The sequence below is a fragment of the Streptomyces acidiscabies genome (assembly GCF_020010905.1).
GTDB classification, from domain to species: Bacteria; Actinomycetota; Actinomycetes; order Streptomycetales; family Streptomycetaceae; genus Streptomyces; species Streptomyces acidiscabies.
On sequence record NZ_JAGJBY010000002.1, the window covers coordinates 2,369,411 to 2,385,004 of the forward strand.

The 15,594-nt window shown below is 68.9% G+C and carries 17 protein-coding genes and 1 pseudogene; 11 read left to right on the forward strand and 7 right to left on the reverse strand.

The window, feature by feature from the left end:
• Nucleotides 1-121: 121 nt before the first annotated feature.
• The 4 genes from J8M50_RS37360 to J8M50_RS37375 are packed head-to-tail and all read left to right on the forward strand — an operon-like array spanning nt 122 to nt 4,997.
• The gene (locus tag J8M50_RS37360) at nt 122-1,009 is read left to right on the forward strand and encodes an FAD binding domain-containing protein (RefSeq protein WP_010359323.1); all 888 of its coding nucleotides are present in this window, start codon (nt 122-124) and stop codon (nt 1,007-1,009) included.
• Nucleotides 1,009-1,479, forward strand: coding sequence for a (2Fe-2S)-binding protein (locus J8M50_RS37365; protein WP_010359322.1), 471 nt, complete (start codon nt 1,009-1,011; stop codon nt 1,477-1,479). The genes J8M50_RS37360 and J8M50_RS37365 overlap by 1 nt, the downstream gene beginning before the upstream one ends.
• A 2-nt stretch (nt 1,480-1,481) precedes the next feature.
• Nucleotides 1,482-3,863, forward strand: a complete 2,382-nt coding sequence (locus J8M50_RS37370) for a xanthine dehydrogenase family protein molybdopterin-binding subunit (RefSeq protein ID WP_010359321.1) — start codon at nt 1,482-1,484, stop codon at nt 3,861-3,863.
• 12 nt (nt 3,864-3,875) lie between these two features.
• A complete protein-coding gene (locus J8M50_RS37375; RefSeq protein WP_010359320.1) occupies nt 3,876-4,997 on the forward strand; it encodes an XdhC family protein in 1,122 nt (373 codons plus the stop codon).
• 108 nt (nt 4,998-5,105) lie between these two features.
• Here J8M50_RS37375 and J8M50_RS37380 read toward each other — a convergent pair whose 3' ends face one another.
• Nucleotides 5,106-5,969, reverse strand: a complete 864-nt coding sequence (locus J8M50_RS37380; RefSeq protein WP_010359319.1) for a transposase family protein — start codon at nt 5,967-5,969, stop codon at nt 5,106-5,108.
• Between the two features lie 209 nt (nt 5,970-6,178).
• On the opposite strand from J8M50_RS37380, the gene J8M50_RS37385 reads away from it, so the two are divergent.
• A complete protein-coding gene (locus tag J8M50_RS37385; RefSeq protein WP_010359318.1) occupies nt 6,179-6,667 on the forward strand; it encodes a MarR family winged helix-turn-helix transcriptional regulator in 489 nt (162 codons plus the stop codon).
• A gap of 276 nt (nt 6,668-6,943) precedes the next feature.
• Here the strand turns inward: J8M50_RS37385 and J8M50_RS37390 are convergent, their stop codons facing one another.
• The 3 genes from J8M50_RS37390 to J8M50_RS37400 are packed head-to-tail and all read right to left on the reverse strand — an operon-like array spanning nt 6,944 to nt 8,566.
• Nucleotides 6,944-7,474, reverse strand: a complete 531-nt coding sequence (locus J8M50_RS37390; protein WP_010359317.1) for a GNAT family N-acetyltransferase — start codon at nt 7,472-7,474, stop codon at nt 6,944-6,946.
• Nucleotides 7,475-7,484: 10 nt separating this feature from the next.
• Nucleotides 7,485-8,126 carry a class I SAM-dependent methyltransferase gene (locus tag J8M50_RS37395; protein WP_010359316.1) on the reverse strand — a complete coding sequence of 214 codons (642 nt, stop codon included), beginning with the start codon at nt 8,124-8,126 and terminating at the stop codon, nt 7,485-7,487.
• On the reverse strand, nt 8,123-8,566 hold the full coding sequence (locus J8M50_RS37400; protein WP_010359314.1) for an SRPBCC family protein: 444 nt from the start codon (nt 8,564-8,566) through the stop codon (nt 8,123-8,125). Before J8M50_RS37400 ends, J8M50_RS37395 begins: the two co-directional genes overlap by 4 nt.
• A 115-nt stretch (nt 8,567-8,681) precedes the next feature.
• Between J8M50_RS37400 and J8M50_RS37405 the strand changes: the two genes are divergently transcribed.
• A complete protein-coding gene (locus J8M50_RS37405) occupies nt 8,682-9,710 on the forward strand; it encodes a DUF2278 family protein (protein WP_010359312.1) in 1,029 nt (342 codons plus the stop codon).
• 4 nt (nt 9,711-9,714) lie between these two features.
• Here the strand turns inward: J8M50_RS37405 and J8M50_RS37410 are convergent, their stop codons facing one another.
• Nucleotides 9,715-11,163 (reverse strand): family 43 glycosylhydrolase, encoded by a 1,449-nt coding sequence (locus J8M50_RS37410; protein WP_010359311.1) that lies wholly within the window; start codon nt 11,161-11,163, stop codon nt 9,715-9,717.
• Nucleotides 11,164-11,429: 266 nt separating this feature from the next.
• Between J8M50_RS37410 and J8M50_RS37415 the strand changes: the two genes are divergently transcribed.
• The 3 genes from J8M50_RS37415 to J8M50_RS37425 are packed head-to-tail and all read left to right on the forward strand — an operon-like array spanning nt 11,430 to nt 13,896.
• Entirely contained in the window at nt 11,430-12,131 is a 702-nt protein-coding gene (locus J8M50_RS37415; protein ID WP_010359310.1) for an SDR family oxidoreductase, read from the forward strand.
• An 11-nt stretch (nt 12,132-12,142) separates the two neighbouring features.
• Nucleotides 12,143-13,333: a DUF3533 domain-containing protein gene (locus J8M50_RS37420; protein ID WP_040838311.1), complete on the forward strand. Its 1,191-nt coding sequence runs from the start codon at nt 12,143-12,145 to the stop codon at nt 13,331-13,333.
• A complete protein-coding gene (locus J8M50_RS37425; RefSeq protein ID WP_010359308.1) occupies nt 13,330-13,896 on the forward strand; it encodes a TetR/AcrR family transcriptional regulator in 567 nt (188 codons plus the stop codon). The genes J8M50_RS37420 and J8M50_RS37425 overlap by 4 nt, the downstream gene beginning before the upstream one ends.
• A 28-nt stretch (nt 13,897-13,924) precedes the next feature.
• Here the strand turns inward: J8M50_RS37425 and J8M50_RS37430 are convergent, their stop codons facing one another.
• A complete protein-coding gene (locus tag J8M50_RS37430) occupies nt 13,925-14,401 on the reverse strand; it encodes a winged helix-turn-helix transcriptional regulator (RefSeq protein ID WP_010359307.1) in 477 nt (158 codons plus the stop codon).
• A gap of 66 nt (nt 14,402-14,467) precedes the next feature.
• On the opposite strand from J8M50_RS37430, the gene J8M50_RS37435 reads away from it, so the two are divergent.
• The gene (locus tag J8M50_RS37435) at nt 14,468-14,962 is read left to right on the forward strand and encodes a PaaI family thioesterase (protein WP_029184538.1); all 495 of its coding nucleotides are present in this window, start codon (nt 14,468-14,470) and stop codon (nt 14,960-14,962) included.
• 132 nt (nt 14,963-15,094) lie between these two features.
• On the forward strand, nt 15,095-15,286 hold the full coding sequence (locus J8M50_RS37440; protein ID WP_162138056.1) for a hypothetical protein: 192 nt from the start codon (nt 15,095-15,097) through the stop codon (nt 15,284-15,286).
• Between the two features lie 186 nt (nt 15,287-15,472).
• On the opposite strand, the pseudogene J8M50_RS37445 reads toward J8M50_RS37440, so the two are convergent.
• A pseudogene (locus tag J8M50_RS37445) lies at nt 15,473-15,562 on the reverse strand (TetR/AcrR family transcriptional regulator); the annotation flags it as partial.
• Between the last annotated feature and the right edge of the window lie 32 nt (nt 15,563-15,594).

The window sequence follows — 15,594 nt, forward strand, 5'->3', positions numbered from 1 at the left end:
CCAACTCCTTCGGAGATTCGGTGACTGACCCGGTCGGCGCAGCGCCTTGTGTACTGGCAGTGATCCCCGTGAACAAGAGATGAACACGACAGGATCCGGACGACGTAGGAGAGAGCCGGTCATGGACTTCCTTCGCCCCGCCAGCTGGGAGGAGGCGCTCGCCGCGAAGGCGGAGCACCCCACAGCTGTGCCGATCGCGGGCGGCACCGATGTGATGGTCGAGATCAACTTCGACCACCGCCGCCCCGGGCACCTGCTCGACCTGAACCGGATCGGGGAACTGTACGAGTGGGAGGTGGGCGAGGACTCCGTACGGCTCGGCGCCTCCGTCCCCTACACGCGGATCATGGAAAACTTGCGCAACGAGTTGCCGGGGCTCGCGCTCGCCTCGCACACCGTCGCCTCGCCGCAGATCCGCAACCGAGGCGGCATCGGCGGCAACCTCGGCACCGCCTCCCCGGCCGGAGACGCCCACCCCGCGCTCCTCGCGGCCGGCGCCGAGGTCGAGGCCGAGTCGGTGCGCGGCAGCCGCCGTATCCCGATCGACGACTTCTACACCGGCGTCAAGCGCAACGCGCTCGCCCCCGACGAGCTGATCCGCGCCGTGCACGTGAAGAAGGCGGACGGGCCGCAGCAGTACGCCAAGGTCGGCACCCGCAACGCGATGGTGATCGCGGTCTGTGCTTTCGGGCTCGCGTTGCACCCGGAGACGCGGACCGTCCGTACGGGTATCGGGTCGGCCGCGCCGACGCCTGTGCGCGCTCGTACGGCTGAGGAGTTCCTGAGCGCCGCGCTTGCTGAAAACGGTTTCTGGGACAACGGGCGGATCATCACCCCTTCTCTGGCCAAGGAGTTCGCGAACCTCTGCGCCGCCGCCTGCAACCCCATCGACGACGTACGCGGCACCGCGAGCTACCGCCGCCACGCGGTCGGCATCCTCGCCCGCCGCACACTCACCTGGACCTGGGAGTCGTACCGGGCCTCTCAGCGGAAGGGGGGCGTCGCGTAATGCGCGTCAACTTCACTGTCAACGGACGTCCACGCGAAGCCGACGACGTCTGGGAGGGCGAGTCCCTCCTCTACGTCCTGCGCGAGCGGCTCGGGCTGCCGGGCTCCAAGAACGCCTGCGAGCAAGGCGAATGCGGGTCCTGCACGGTCCGGCTGGACGGAATTCCCGTCTGTTCGTGCCTGGTTGCCGCAGGTCAGGTCGAGGGCCGGGAGGTCGTCACGGTCGAGGGCCTCGCCGCCGAGGAGGGGCAACTCTCCACCGTCCAGCAGGCGTTCATCGACGCCGGGGCGGTCCAGTGCGGATTCTGCACGCCGGGACTGCTCGTCGCCGCCGACGAGATGCTCCAGCACAACCCGAGCCCCTCCGACGCCGACATCCGCGAAGCCCTCTCCGGCAACCTCTGCCGCTGCACGGGCTACGAGAAGATCATGGACGCCGTACGCCTCGCGGCGGCCCGGCAGGGAGAGTGACCATGCCTCGTACAACTCCCGTCGGACTCACCCAAGGTGCCGCTGTCCGGGGCGGCATCGGCGAGTCGACCCTCCGGCCCGACGGCACCCTCAAGGTCACCGGGGAGTTCGCCTACTCCTCCGACATGTGGCACGAGGACATGCTGTGGGGGCAGATCCTGCGGTCGCCGGTGGCGCATGCGGAGATCGTCTCTATCGATGTGGCCGAGGCGCTCGCAACTCCGGGTGTGTACGCCGTTCTGACGTACGACGACCTCCCGACCGACGTCCGGCACTACGGACTTGAGGTCCAGGACACTCCCGTTCTCGCGCACGGCAAGGTCCGCCACCACGGTGAACCCGTCGCCCTCGTCGCCGCCGACCACCCCGAGACCGCGCGCCGCGCCGCCGCGAAGATCCAGGTCGAGTACCGCGAACTCCCCGTCGTCACCGACGAGTTGTCCGCCACCGCGCCGGACGCCCCGCTGGTCCACGAGAACCGTACGGACCATCACTTCGGGCACGTGTCGCACCCGAACATCCTGCACCGGCAGCCGATCGTCCGGGGAGACGCGGACGCGGCGGCTCGGAAAGCCGATGTAATCGTTACCGGCGAATACGTCTTCGGTATGCAGGACCAGGCGTTCCTCGGCCCCGAGTCCGGGCTCGCCGTGCCCGAGGAGGACGGCGGCGTCCACCTCTACATCGCCACCCAGTGGCTCCACTCCGACCTGCGCCAGATGGCTCCCGTGCTCGGGCTGCCCGAGGACAAGGTGCGGATGACCCTCGCCGGGGTCGGCGGCGCGTTCGGCGGGCGGGAGGATCTGTCGATGCAGATCCACGCCTGTCTGCTCGCGCTGCGCACCGGCAAGCCCGTGAAGATGGTCTACAACCGGTTCGAGTCCTTCTTCGGGCACGTCCACCGGCATCCCGCGCGGCTGTTCTACGAGCACGGCGCGACCCGCGACGGCAAGCTCACGCACGTCAAGTGCCGCATCGTCCTCGACGGCGGCGCGTACGCCTCCGCGAGCCCCGCCGTCGTCGGCAACGCGGCGTCCCTCGGGATCGGGCCGTACGTCGTCGACGACGTCGAGATCGAGGCACTCGCGCTCTACACCAACAACCCTCCGTGCGGGGCGATGCGCGGGTTCGGGGCGGTGCAGGCGTGCTTCGCGTACGAGGCGCAGATGGACAAGGTCGCCGCTCGACTCGGGCTCGATCCCGTCGAGTTCAGGCGTCTCAACGCGATGGAGCAGGGGACGCTCCTGCCCACCGGTCAGCGCGTCGATTCGCCCGCGCCGGTCGCCGAACTCCTGCGGCGTGTCAAGGCGATGCCGATGCCGCCCGAGCGGCAGTGGGAGAGCAGCGAGGGCGTCGACGTACGGCAGTTGCCGGGCGGGCTGTCCAACACGACGCACGGCGAAGGCGTCGTGCGCGGGGTCGGGTACGCCGTCGGCATCAAGAACGTCGGCTTCTCCGAAGGATTTGACGACTATTCAACTGCCCGTGTCCGGCTGGAGGTTGTCGGGGGCGAGGCCGTCGCCGTCGTGCACACCGCCATGGCCGAGGTCGGGCAGGGCGGGGTGACCGTCCACGCGCAGATCGCCCGGACCGAGCTGGGTGTGTCCCAGGTGACCATCCATCCCGCCGACACCCAGGTGGGCAGCGCCGGTTCGACGTCCGCGTCCCGGCAGACGTACGTCACCGGCGGGGCCGTCAAGAACGCCTGCGAGCTGGTGCGGGAACAGGTGCTGGAGATCGGGCGGCGCAAGTTCGGTACGTACCACCCGGCTTGGGCTCACGCCGAGTTGCTGCTGGAGGGCGGGAAGGTCGTCACCGACGCGGGGGAGGTGCTGGCGGATCTCGTGGAACTGCTGGGTGACGAGTCCGTCGAGGTCGAGCGTGAGTGGCGGCACCGGCCCACCGAGCCCTTCGATCTCCGTACGGGGCAGGGGAACGGGCACGTCCAGTACACCTTCGCCGCGCATCGGGCCGTCGTCGAGGTCGATACGGAGCTGGGGCTCGTCAAGGTGATCGAGCTGGCGTGCGCGCAGGACGTGGGGAAGGCGCTGAATCCGCTGTCCGTCGTCGGGCAGATCCAGGGGGGTACGACGCAGGGGCTCGGGATCGCCGTCATGGAGGAGATCGTCGTCGATCCCAAGACGGCGAAGGTGCGCAACCCCTCCTTCACGGACTACCTCATCCCGACCATCCTCGACACCCCCACGATTCCGGTCGACGTCCTCGAACTCGCCGACGAGCACGCGCCGTACGGGCTGCGGGGCGTCGGCGAGGCGCCGACCCTGTCCTCAACTCCGGCCGTACTCGCGGCCATTCGTGCGGCCACGGGGCTTGAGCTGAACCGGACGCCGGTTCGTCCCGAGCACCTCACCGGGACGGCGTGAGGAGGGCTTGCGATGCTGGATATCGCCGAAGAGTTGAGTCAATGGGCGGCGGAGGGGCGGGAGTTCGCGGTGGCCACGGTGGTCGCCGTGAGCGGGAGCGCGCCCCGGATGCCGGGCGCCGCGCTGGCCGTCGACGCGGACGGGGTGGCGGTGGGGTCAGTGTCCGGGGGGTGCGTGGAGGGGGCCGTGTACGAGCTGTGCCGGCAGGCGTTGGCGGACGGGGTCGCTGTGGTCGAGCGGTTCGGGTACAGCGATGACGACGCGTTCGCCGTGGGGCTGACCTGCGGGGGTGTCATCGATGTGCTGGTGACGCCGGTTCAGGGGGCGGCGGTTGCCGCGGTTCGGGGGGTTGCCGCGGGGGAGAGCCTGGCGCTGGCCCGGGTGGTGCGGGGGCCGTCGGAGGCGCTGGGGCGCGCCCTGCTCGTGCGCGGGGACGGTTCCTACGAGGGGTCGCTCGGCGTTCCCGCCGGGTTCGAGGCCGACCGTACGGCTGTCGCGGAGGTGCGGGCGTTTCTCGACGCGGGGCGTACCGGGACCGTGGAGGTGTCGCGGTGCGGGGTGCCGGTGACGCTGCTCGTCGAGTCGTCCGTGGCGGCGCCCCGGATGATCGTGTTCGGGGCGATCGACTTCGCGTCGGCGCTCGTGCGGATCGGGAAGTTCCTCGGGTATCACGTCACCGTGTGCGATGCGCGGCCCGTTTTCACGACGCGGGCACGGTTTCCCGAGGCCGACGAGGTGGTCGTGGAGTGGCCCCACCAGTACCTCGCCCGCACCGAGGTGGACGCGCGGACGGTCCTGTGCGTCCTGACCCACGACGCGAAATTCGACGTCCCGCTGCTGCGGCTCGCCCTGCGGCTCCCTGTCGCGTACGTCGGCGCGATGGGCTCTCGCCGGACGCACCTGGACCGCCTGAGTCGCCTCCGCGAGGAGGGGGTGACGGACCTGGAGCTGACGCGGCTGCGCTCACCGATCGGCCTGGACCTGGGGGCGCGTACGCCCGAGGAGACGGCGCTGTCGATCGCGGCGGAGATCACGGCGAGCAGGAGGGGCGGAAGCGGGGTGCCGCTGACTGGGGCGCGTACGCCGATTCACCATGAGGGGGGTGGGGGGAAGAGGTTGGGGGCGGTGGCGTGAGGAGGCGCGGGTGCGTTGTGGCTGGTCGCGCAGTTCCCCGCGCCTCATACGACGTGGTGCACGACTGAGGTTGGAGTGTGCTGGCCCGGGGGTTCGGCTGGCGGATGATCACCGCATGGCGGTGCGGTCGGAGACCAGGCCGGCGATGGCGAGGTGGGTCTCGTCGTAGTACTCGCGGCGTCCGATGTATCGCTGGAGCGGGCGCCACTGCTTGTGCTCAGCGTTGGCGTGCTCGACCGGGATCTGGGCCGAGGGCTGGGCCTTGCGTGCCTCCTCCCAGGCGTCGGTCTCCTCGGCCGGGGCGTCCTTCCCCGGCTTCTTCGGCGGTGCGGTCACTTGGCCGGGGAAGTCCTTGGCCAGCCCCCGGTACCCGGCGTCGACCTGGGTCTTCACCTCGGGGTACTGGGTGAACAGGTCCCAGCTGCCGTCGGTCTTCAGCGCAGTCTGATCATGCATGCGGCAGGGGCGGACCGCTCCGGTCCAGAGAGCGCGGCCCTTGTCGTCGCTGATCACGGATGCCTTCTTGGTGTTCTGCTTGCGCTTGCCCGAGACGAAGGCCCGGCGTCCGGGCTTGTCCGCCCGAGGGCGCCGCACCTGGACCTCGGTCCCGTCGATCCGCAGCTCGACTCCCCGGGCCTGGGCGTAGGCGAAGACATCGGCCAGGGTGCGAAGCCGCAGACCGCCCTCGCCGGGGACGGCGAACCCGCGGGCTGCCAGGAGCGGGTGGATCTCGTGGACGGCGCGGGTGACGGTCGAGCGGTCAACGCCGTAGAACGCGGCGAGCACTCCATGGGGCAGCTGGAACCGCAGGATCACCAGAGCGGCGATCACCCGATCGGTGAACACCGGCCGGTGGTCCGGCCCGCCGCCTTCAGCCCACAGACGCTCGTGGCCTCGCCGTTCACGAAGCCGGGACTTCTGCCGGGCCAGCCACGGTCCGGACAACTCGACGACGGGCTTGCCGAGTTGCACGCGGGAGATACCGGTGCAGATACGAGAAGGCCGTACGGGCGAGGTTCGTCACACAGCCTCAACCCGTACGGCCCTCTTCACGCTACGGGTCCCGGGCGACGATCGATGTCGTGTACCACCTCGCCAGTGAACTGGCTTGCCTCACCCGCACTTTGAGCGGTGATCAACTGCCGCCTCCTTGTGCCGTGCGGTGAGCAACAATTGCGATCATGGAAGAGCTGACCGGCACCACCACCGACCAGGCCCCGGCAGATCCGGCGGTAACCGACGACATGCTGGCTACTCAGCCCATCGGCTATTGGAGCGGCCTGGCTCACGCCGCCGTCACCAGGCATCTGCGTGATGCCATGGCCAAGATCGACGTCACGCAACCGCAGTACTGGGTGCTCAACCAGGTCAAGTACGCGCATGCGGCGCTGAGTCGCGACGAGGTGGCCGACCAGCTGACGCCCCTTGCCGACGGGCAGCACGAGATCCCGCGGGTTGTCGACCAGTTGCTTCATCGCGGCTGGCTCGGCATCGACGCCGAGCAGCGCCTGCGCCTCACCGATGCCGGGGAGACTGCCAGAGTGCGGCTGCGTGAGCTGGTGACCGAACTGCGGGCCGTGGCCCACAAGGGCATCAGCGACGAGGAGTACGTGGCCGCGCTCAAGGTCCTCCGCAAGATGGTGGCCAACGTCGCGTCGCCGGTCGTGTAGCCGGGTCACGGAGACGTGACCCGGCTACGACCGTTCAGAGGCCGACGTATTCGTACATGCCTCCGTAAAAGACAGGGTGCAGGCCGGATATCCGAGTGCAGGTTTTGTTGTGGCTGGTCGCGCTCGACGCGTGTCGGCAGAGTCCTGCGCCTTCAGGTCTGCGGGGTACGTGGTCGGAAGCCGTGTGCGGGGCAACTTGAAGCCAGCGGGACCGCCCCGACCTCTAGGGGCGCGAGGAACTGCGCGACCAGCCACAGCGGACCCGCACTCGCCCACTCACCCCCACACCCCGAACCACTGCTCCGCCCCGAACTCCTCGAACCTCTCCACCTCCGTGAACCCCAACTTCACGGCGAGGCGGACCGACGCCGCGTTGGCCGTCTGCGTGCAGAGGACCACCGGCTCGCCGGGGAGCGTTGCGGCGAACCATCCCAGCGCCGCCCGGCAAGCCTCCGTCGCATACCCTCGCCCCCATACCAACGGCAGGAACATATAGCCGAGTTCGGCCTCGCAGGCATCGGGAAGAACATGCCCGGGCCGTTCAGGATCACGGCGATCCAACGTGACCATGCCGATCATCGACCCGGCAAGCTCGACCACGAAGAAACCGGCGCGCCGACCGGGGACGTCGGGAGCCGTGCGTTCGAGTTCGTCGCGAGGACGGGCACCACCGAGATACGTACGGACCTCCGCCGAGGAGAAGAGATCGACGAACGCCGGACGATCCCGCGCCTCGGACTCACGCAGGAGAAGACGTTCCGTACGGATGGGCAAGGGCGGCCAGTCGACGGAACCGAGTTCGGGCATGGCGGGCAACCTACCGCAGCGCGAAACACCGCACCCCACCCTCAAGGTCGTACCAACTCCCCTCCCCCCACCCCTCAGTGAACGCCGCGACGTCCGCCGGGGTCACCCCGATCCCGCGCCGAGCGTCAGGCAGCCGCCCGGCAAGGGGAGTGGTCACCACCCACACCCCACCCGGCACCAACAACTCCCGCACCAGCTCCCCGACTTCCGCCTTGTCCGGCAGAAACGCGAGAGCCAGCCGCATGGTCACCAGCCCGAACCCCCGGCGAGGCAGCGAACGCCGCACCGCACCGGCATCGGAGAAGTCGAGCCGCTGGACCCGCAACCGGGGCTGGAGACCGGCGTACCGATCCCGCACGGCGGCGACAGCGGACTCGGCCCAGTCGACGGCGAGCGTGTCCCACCCGAGGGACGCGAGGACGGCGGCGTACGCCCCGAGCCCACAGCCGACGTCGAGAGCGCGCCGGGGAGAAACGTCAGCAACCGTTTCCACAAGCCGCCGCACCTCGTCGGCATCGGCGTCACGAAAACCACGACCGGAGGCGAACCAGTCGTCCCAGTGGGCGAGTCCGGTACTCGACCGGACCTTCGAACCGGCCTGCCCCGAGCTGATCGGACGGCCCTCGTCGCTCGCCCCGAACTCCACCCTCATCCCCTCCGCAGCAACCGATTGACCGCCCGCCCGAACACCACCCGAGCCCCCACCCGCACCGCAGGATCACAGAAACTCGGCAGAAACCGCATACGCAACTCCTCCCGCCACACCACCCGCGCTCGCCCGCCGGGGCCGAGGCGTACCTCGATCTCGGCCCATCCCAGCACCACCCGGCCCTGTTTCTCCAGGCGGCACAGGCCGGGAGTGCCGTCGGTGGAGGGGGGCTGCCAGACCGTCACCTCCATGCGGTCGTCGAAGGAGAGGGGCCCGAGGCCGGTGCGGGCGACGAAGACCGTGCCCTCCCCGGTGGGCGCCGGCGTCAGGACGGTGACACGCGTGAGGGGGACGACGTCGCCATGGCGGCGCCACTCGGTGAGCCGGCTCCAGGCCTCCTCCGGCGGAAGGGGGACCGTACGTTCGAGCGAGAAGGTGACCACGGGCCGATCGTAGGGGTGAACGGCGGCCCGGTAAGCCGGTGATCATGCCCGACATGCCTCTACCATCACCGCAGAGACGGGCAATCCGCCCGCCCTCAGGGGGAGTTGATCACTCATGCCGTTGAAGACGTACGGAGTCCTGATCGCCCGAGCGGTGGACACCCGCAGGGAGGGCGCCTCGGACAGCCCGCACTACCAGATCCATGCGGCGGACGAGTCCGGCACGCACTACAGGATCTCCGTCAACGTCCTTTCCCAGGAACGCCCTTCGGAGCTGCTGTACCTGGTGGACGACGATTTCCAGCACCCGGTGACGACTCGCCTGACGGGCCTGACCGGCGGCTGGAACAAGCTCCCGGCGGGCCCGGGCGGCCCGAACCTGGACTTCATCCGGGGCAACTTGTTCGACCCGGCGACGATGAAGACACTGCCGCCCGAAGTGAGCGGCCCGGACAACGACCTGGCCGACCTCCTGGACCACTACGTCCGCCGGGCGGTGGAGACCGAGGGCGCCCGCCTGCACGTCTTCGGCGAACGCTGGGGCCCCGAAACCGGCGTCGCGGACAAGGTGTTCGGCTTCCTGCCGGGCAACGGCGTGCACGACATCCACATGAACCAGGGCAACAGCAAACGGTTTCAGAAAGACGACGGTGTCTGGCAGGACGGCGGCCTCCTGATCCACTTCCCCGACGGGACGGGCGAGGCCGGCAAGGACCGCTGGGTCGGGATCTTCCTCGCCTTCCAGAGCCAGGCCTGGCACACGGACGACGTGACGGGCCACGCCCTGAAGGACACGGACGGCACCCGCCCGGAACCCGGCACGCAGCCGGTCAGGATCGTCGGAGCGCTGGTGAACCCGCGCGGCCCGGCCCCCGAACCGGAACAGGTCACCCTCCTCAACGCCTCCCCGGCCCCCGTGGACCTGACGGGCTGGCACCTGGTGGACCGCGTCGGCAACACAACTCCCGTACCGCCGGGCCCCATTACAGCGGGAGCCGCCCTCCAGGTCCCCCTGCAAGGCGGCGCACAACTCCCCAACAACGGCGGCGAGATCACCCTCCTGGACGCCAAAGGCCTGAAGGTGCACGGCGTTTCGTACACCTCGGCACAGGCGGCCCAGGAGGGCTGGACCGTCGTCTTCTAGCCGGTCACTGGCGGTAGAACGTGGCGTCGGCCCGATCCGTCGCCGTGCTCAACGCCTGTACGGACAACAGGTAGTCGTAGTGCCGGACGTACCGGCCGGGCGTGCCGTACGACTCGTACGACACCCCGGCCGCGTCCGCGAGCCCGGCCCGGTTGTAGAAGCTCGCGGAGGACGCGAAGGCGGCCGTCCCGTCGTTCTTCTCCACCCGCACCTCGAAGGCGCTGTTGCTGCGCAGGTAGTAACCGGGGAAGTTGGCGGACTCCAGGGACACGGTCCCGCTGCCCGCGAGCCCGGTCACGATCCTGAACTGCGAGTCGGCCAGGGGCGATACGTTCGCCTCGATGCGCGCCCGGTAGTCGTAGTGGCGGACGAACCGGTCGGGGAAGTTGTACGAGGACAGCCGCTGCGGCGTGACCCCGTCGGCGACCGGGATACCGAAGTCCGGGGTGCCGTCGGCCTTCCAGTACACCTTCTGCACGCGGGTACGGCGGTTGGGGTCGTTCAGCGGGTCGCCGGTGATGTCCTTGTAGCTGCGGTCGTGGTAGACGAGGACGTCGGACTTGCCGTCCTCGGAGACGGTGAACGAGTTGTGGCCGGGCCCGTACTGCGAGGTCGCCGCGTTCGACTGGAACACGGGGGCCGAACTCTTCGTCCAGGAAGCCGGGTTGGTGAGGTCGGCGGTCGCGGACGCGGTCAGCATCCCCAGGCAGTAGTTGGCGTCGGTCGCGCTCGCCGAGTACGTCATGAAGACCTTGCCGCCGTGCTCGATGACGGCCGGACCCTCGTTCACCTTGAACCCGATGGTCTCCCACGACAGCGTCGGCGCCGACAGCTCCGCCGGAGTCCCCTGGATCGTCCAGGGGTTGGCCATCTTGGCGATGAACAGGCTGGTGTTGTTGTCCTCGGCGGGGTTGCGCTGTGCCCACGCGAGGTAGCGCACGCCGCCCACGACGAACGTGGTCGCGTCCAGCGAGAACGTCTCCCACGTGGTCCTGATCTGGCCCTTCTCGGTCCAGGTCGCGGTCAGCGGGTTCGCGCCGGTGCCTTCGAGGACGTACATCCGGATCGCCCAGATGTCGTCGGTCGCGCCGGCCGCGAAGTACACGTACCACTTGCCGTCGATGAAGTGGATCTCCGGCGCCCAGATGTGCGCGCCCATCACACCGCTCGCGTGCTTGGTCCAGATGGTGGTCTCCGGGGCCGTCGAGAGGCCCTGGATGGTCGTCGCGCGGCGCAGCACGATCTTGTCGTACGCGGGCACGGTCGCGGTGAAGTAGTAGTAGCCGTCGGTGTGTTTGAAGATGTGCGGGTCGGCCCGCTGCTCGGCGATCGGGTTCGTGTAGGTCACGGCGGGGGAGTCCGGCACGGCGGCCTGGGACGGGGTCACGGTGGTCAACACCCCTGCCAGGGCCAGGAGTACGGCCGTCAGCAGCCGAAGGGCGTTACGTCTCAAGGTAGTTCTCCGCACAGATCGGGCAGCGGGCGCGAGGCGCCATTGCCGGCAGTTGTTGTTCAGCCATGTCCGCCCGCGGTACATCCGAGGCATACAGGACCGTCCCTTGTCCGTAATGTCGAACGCAGTTCGTAACTTCGGCCAGAACATAAAGGTGCGGCATGGTCGCGTCAATGATTTGGACTATGGAAACCGGTCGGTTTATGGTGAGGGGTCGATTGGATACCGATCGGTTTCTGATCTGTTCCGAATGTCTGGAGACCCCCATGACCACCCTGAAGAACGCCGTAGTCCTCGTCACCGGAGGCAACCGCGGCATCGGAAAAGCCCTGGTCGAAGAGGCGTACGCCCGTGGCGCGCGCAAGGTCTACGCCGCCGCCCGCGACCCGCGCACCGTCACCCACCAGGACGCCGTCCCGCTCGCCCTCGACGTCACCGACCCGGCGTCCGTCGCGGCTGCCGCCGAGCTCGCCGGTGATGTCACCGTCCTCGTCAACAATGCGGGCATCTCGGCCGGAGCGGGCGTGCTCGACGGCCAACTCGACGACATCCGCCGCGAGTTCGAGGTCAACTTCTACGGCCCGCTGCACACGGCCCGCGCCTTCGTGCCCGTCATCGAGCGCAACGGCGGCGGCCACATCCTGAACGTCCACTCGGTCCTGTCCTGGCTCGCCGAGGGCACCACCTACAGCGCCTCCAAGGCCGCCGCCTGGTCCCAGACCAACAGCCTCCGCCTCGCCCTCAGTTCGCGCTCCATCCACGTCACCGGCCTGCACATGGGGTACGTCGACACCGACATGACCGCCGGAGTCGACGCCCCCAAGGCCACCCCGCACGACATCGCCGCCGCCGCGCTCGACGGCGTCGAGACCGACGCGTACGAAGTCCTCGCCGACGACACCACCCGCTGGGCCAAGACCGCGCTCGCCGGTGAAATCGCCGACATGTACGCCCAGTTCGGACTGTGACCGACCCCCACATGACCCCGTACCGCATCCTGCGCGCCCGCCCCCTGTGGATCGCCAACGGCGTGATCACGGGGGCGCTGGCGCTGCTGTTCACCGTCTTCTACGTCGGCGCGAACATCGACCCGGCGGGCCACCTGAAGAACCTCCCGGTCGCCCTCGTTGATGCGGACACCGGCGAGCTGGGCGCCCACGTCGCCCAGGGCATCGCCGCCGCCCCCGGCGACAAGGTCGAGTGGAAGACGATGACGGAACGCGAGGCCCGTACCCAGCTCGGCAAGGGCAAGCTGTACGGCGCCCTCGTCGTCCCCGCCGACTTCTCCGTTTCAGTAACCGCTCTCAGCAACGGCACGGCGACCCACCGGCCGACCCTGACCATCCTCACCAACCAGTCCGCCGGGAGCCTCGGCTCCAGCTTCGCCCGCCAGGCCACGACGACGGCGGCGACCGCGGCCTCGGTCCAGCTCGGGCGTCAACTCGCCCTGCCGGACAAGGCGTTGGCCGCCGACCCCATCGCCGTACACGTCGAGGACGGACACCCCCTCGGTGACCACAGCGGCGTCGGGCTGACCGCTTTCTACTACTCCCTCGTCCTCGTCGTCTGCGGGATGCTCGCCGCGAACGTCCTCACCGGGCAGGTCGACCACGCGCTCGGCTACACCCACAACGACATGGGCCCACGCCGCCTGCACCGGCCCCTCATCCGCGCGACCCGGGTCCAGACGCTCGCCGTCAGCAGCACGATGATGGCCGGACTCTCCCTGGTCATGGGCACGTTGGTGATGACCGGCGCGGTCGGGATCATGGGCATGGACGCCGGGCACCTGCCGTTGCTGTGGCTGTACTCGGTCGCCGCGATCGCCGTCTGCGGCATCGGCGCACTCGCCCTCCTCGCCGTCGCGGGTACGCCGGGGATGCTCCTGGTGACCCTCGTCTTCATCGGCATGGCGGTTCCGACGGCCGGCGCGACAACGCCCCTGGAAGCGCTTCCCGGCTTCTACCGCTTCCTGGCGGAGTTCGAGCCGCTGCGCCAGATAACGGGCGGTGTCCGCTCGATCCTCTACTACGACGCCCAGGGCGACGCGGGCCTCACGCGCGGCTGGCTCATGATGGGCGTGGGCCTCGTGTCGGCCCTGGCCTTCGGCTTCGGCGTGACCCGCCTCTACGACAGCAAGGGCCTCCACCGGATTAACCTTTCACCATGACCACCCCGGACAAGCCCGACACCCGAAACCGCCTCCTCGCCGCCGCCGCGGACCTCTCCTACCGGGAGGGCGTGAGCATCGGCGTGGAGGCGCTGTGCAAGGCGGCGGGCGTGTCCAAACGCTCCATGTACCAACTCTTCGCAAGCAAGGACGAGTTGCTGGCGGCGAGCCTGGAGGCGAGGTCGACGGAGTACGCGACGTACCTCCTCCCGTCGGAGGATGCGGCGAGCACCCCGAGGGACCGCATCCTCCACGTCTTCACCCAGGTAGAGGCGAGCGCGGGCCGTCCGGAGTACATGGGATGCCCCTACTTGGCGGTCCAGGTGGAACTGAAATCCCAGGAACACCCGGCGAGCAAGGTAGGCCACAGGGTGAAGGAAAACTTGCGGGAGTTTTTCAGGGCGGAGGCGGAAAGGGGAGGGGCAACGGACCCGGATCTGCTTTCCCGCCAGTTGGTACTGGTTTTTGACGGAGCAAGCGCAAGAGCGGGAATCGGAGCGGATGACTTGAAGGGTTTGCTAACCCCAACGATTGCCGCACTTTTGAATGCGGCGGGACTCTAGTCCTTTAGGGGCGCGGGGAACTGCGCGATCAACCACGACGCTCCCGCACCCGAGCACCTACCCCTGGCCTGGCAACAACATCCCTAGGTGCCAACTCTCCGTGCCCATCAACACACTCCACCACCACCCGAACCTCCCCTCCACATTCCTTGTGCCGTAGATCCAGAACCGGCCCCTCCTCCACCCCGGCATAAACATCCCCCCACTGCCGAAGCGCCACCAACGCCGGCCACAAATCCCATCCCTTACGAGTCAGCCGATACTCGAACCGCTCCCGCATCCCCGGTTCCTGATACGCCTCGGTCCGCAAAATCCCCACGTCGACCAGTTTCCGCAACCGCCCACTCAGCACGGCCTCAGAAACCCCCAGATGCCGCCGGAACTCGTCAAAGCGGCGCACGCCATTCATCGCGTCCCGCAGGATGAGAAACGTCCACTTCTCCCCGGCGACGTCCAAAGTCCGCTGCACAGGACACAGCTCGGTGTCCACGTCAAGCCACTCCATACCCCCACCCTACCCACCTGGCTTCGTCATTGACAGCCAGCTAAGCGCTTGGTTACCGTCAAGGTCATGGCGCGCAGCAGAACGTACGAGTGGGGAGACCCGGCGACCACGGCCGCAGCCGTGGGGAAGGCCAGCGGCCTCGACTTCCTCAGGGAGCTCCAGGCGGGCAACCTCCCCGCAGCCCCGATAGCCGCGACCTTGGGCTTCACGCTGGACGAGGTGGAGAAGGGGAGGGCGGTCTTCTCGATCGTTCCGCGCGAGGACCACTACAACCCGATCGGCAGCGTGCACGGCGGCGTGTACGCGACGCTGCTGGACTCGGCGGCGGGCTGCGCGGTGCAGTCGGTGCTGCCGCCGGAGACGGGATACACCTCCCTGGACCTCACGGTGAAGTTCCTGCGGAGGATCACGAAGGACACGGGCCGGGTCCGGGCGGTCGGCACGGTCCTGCACTCCGGCCGCACGACGGCCCTCGCGCAGGCGGTCCTCCTGGACGACGCGGACCGCACCCTCGCGCACGCCACGAGCAGCTGCCTGATCTTCCCGGTAACGGGGCAGTAACCGCTCTCAGAAACTCGCACCGGCTGCACCGGCCCCGCTTCGTATGCGAAGAGCGCCGCCTGCACCCGGTCCCGCTCGGTGAGTTCGGCGAGCCGCTTGCCCTGCCCGCCGCCCTGTCCCTGCATCCGCGTGGTGAACGCGTCGATCGACTTCCGTGTCGGACCGGGGGAGATGACGGAGTCCCCGGCGCGCAACGCGTCGTACGCGTACCCGTCCAGGTCGAAGGTCGTCAGCACCAACACCCTTGAGCGGCCCCCGGATTCGACGATCCGGCGGGTCGCCTCGATGTCGTCCTGCAACCCCGGTGACAGCGCGTCCAGTTGACCCTCGGTACGGAGTTCCGTGGCGGGGCCGGCGGCCCGTACCCGGTCCAGTAAACCGTAGAGATCGCTTGCTCCGGGTTGTGGTGCGAGCGGTGCCTCGCCGCGCGGTGCATCGCCCGCGTCGATGACCGCGAGCAGCCGCCGGCGCCGTCGGCAAGGCTGCGGTGCGCGTCTCTGAGTGCGGATGTCCCGTCGTGGCGATCTGCTCCCACGCGCGTTCCTTGATCTCCGCGTGCACCTGCGTGCGATAGCGCTCGCGCGGGGTCGTCGCCCCCATCTCCGCCGTGGCGATGCAGTTAGAGGCTGTCA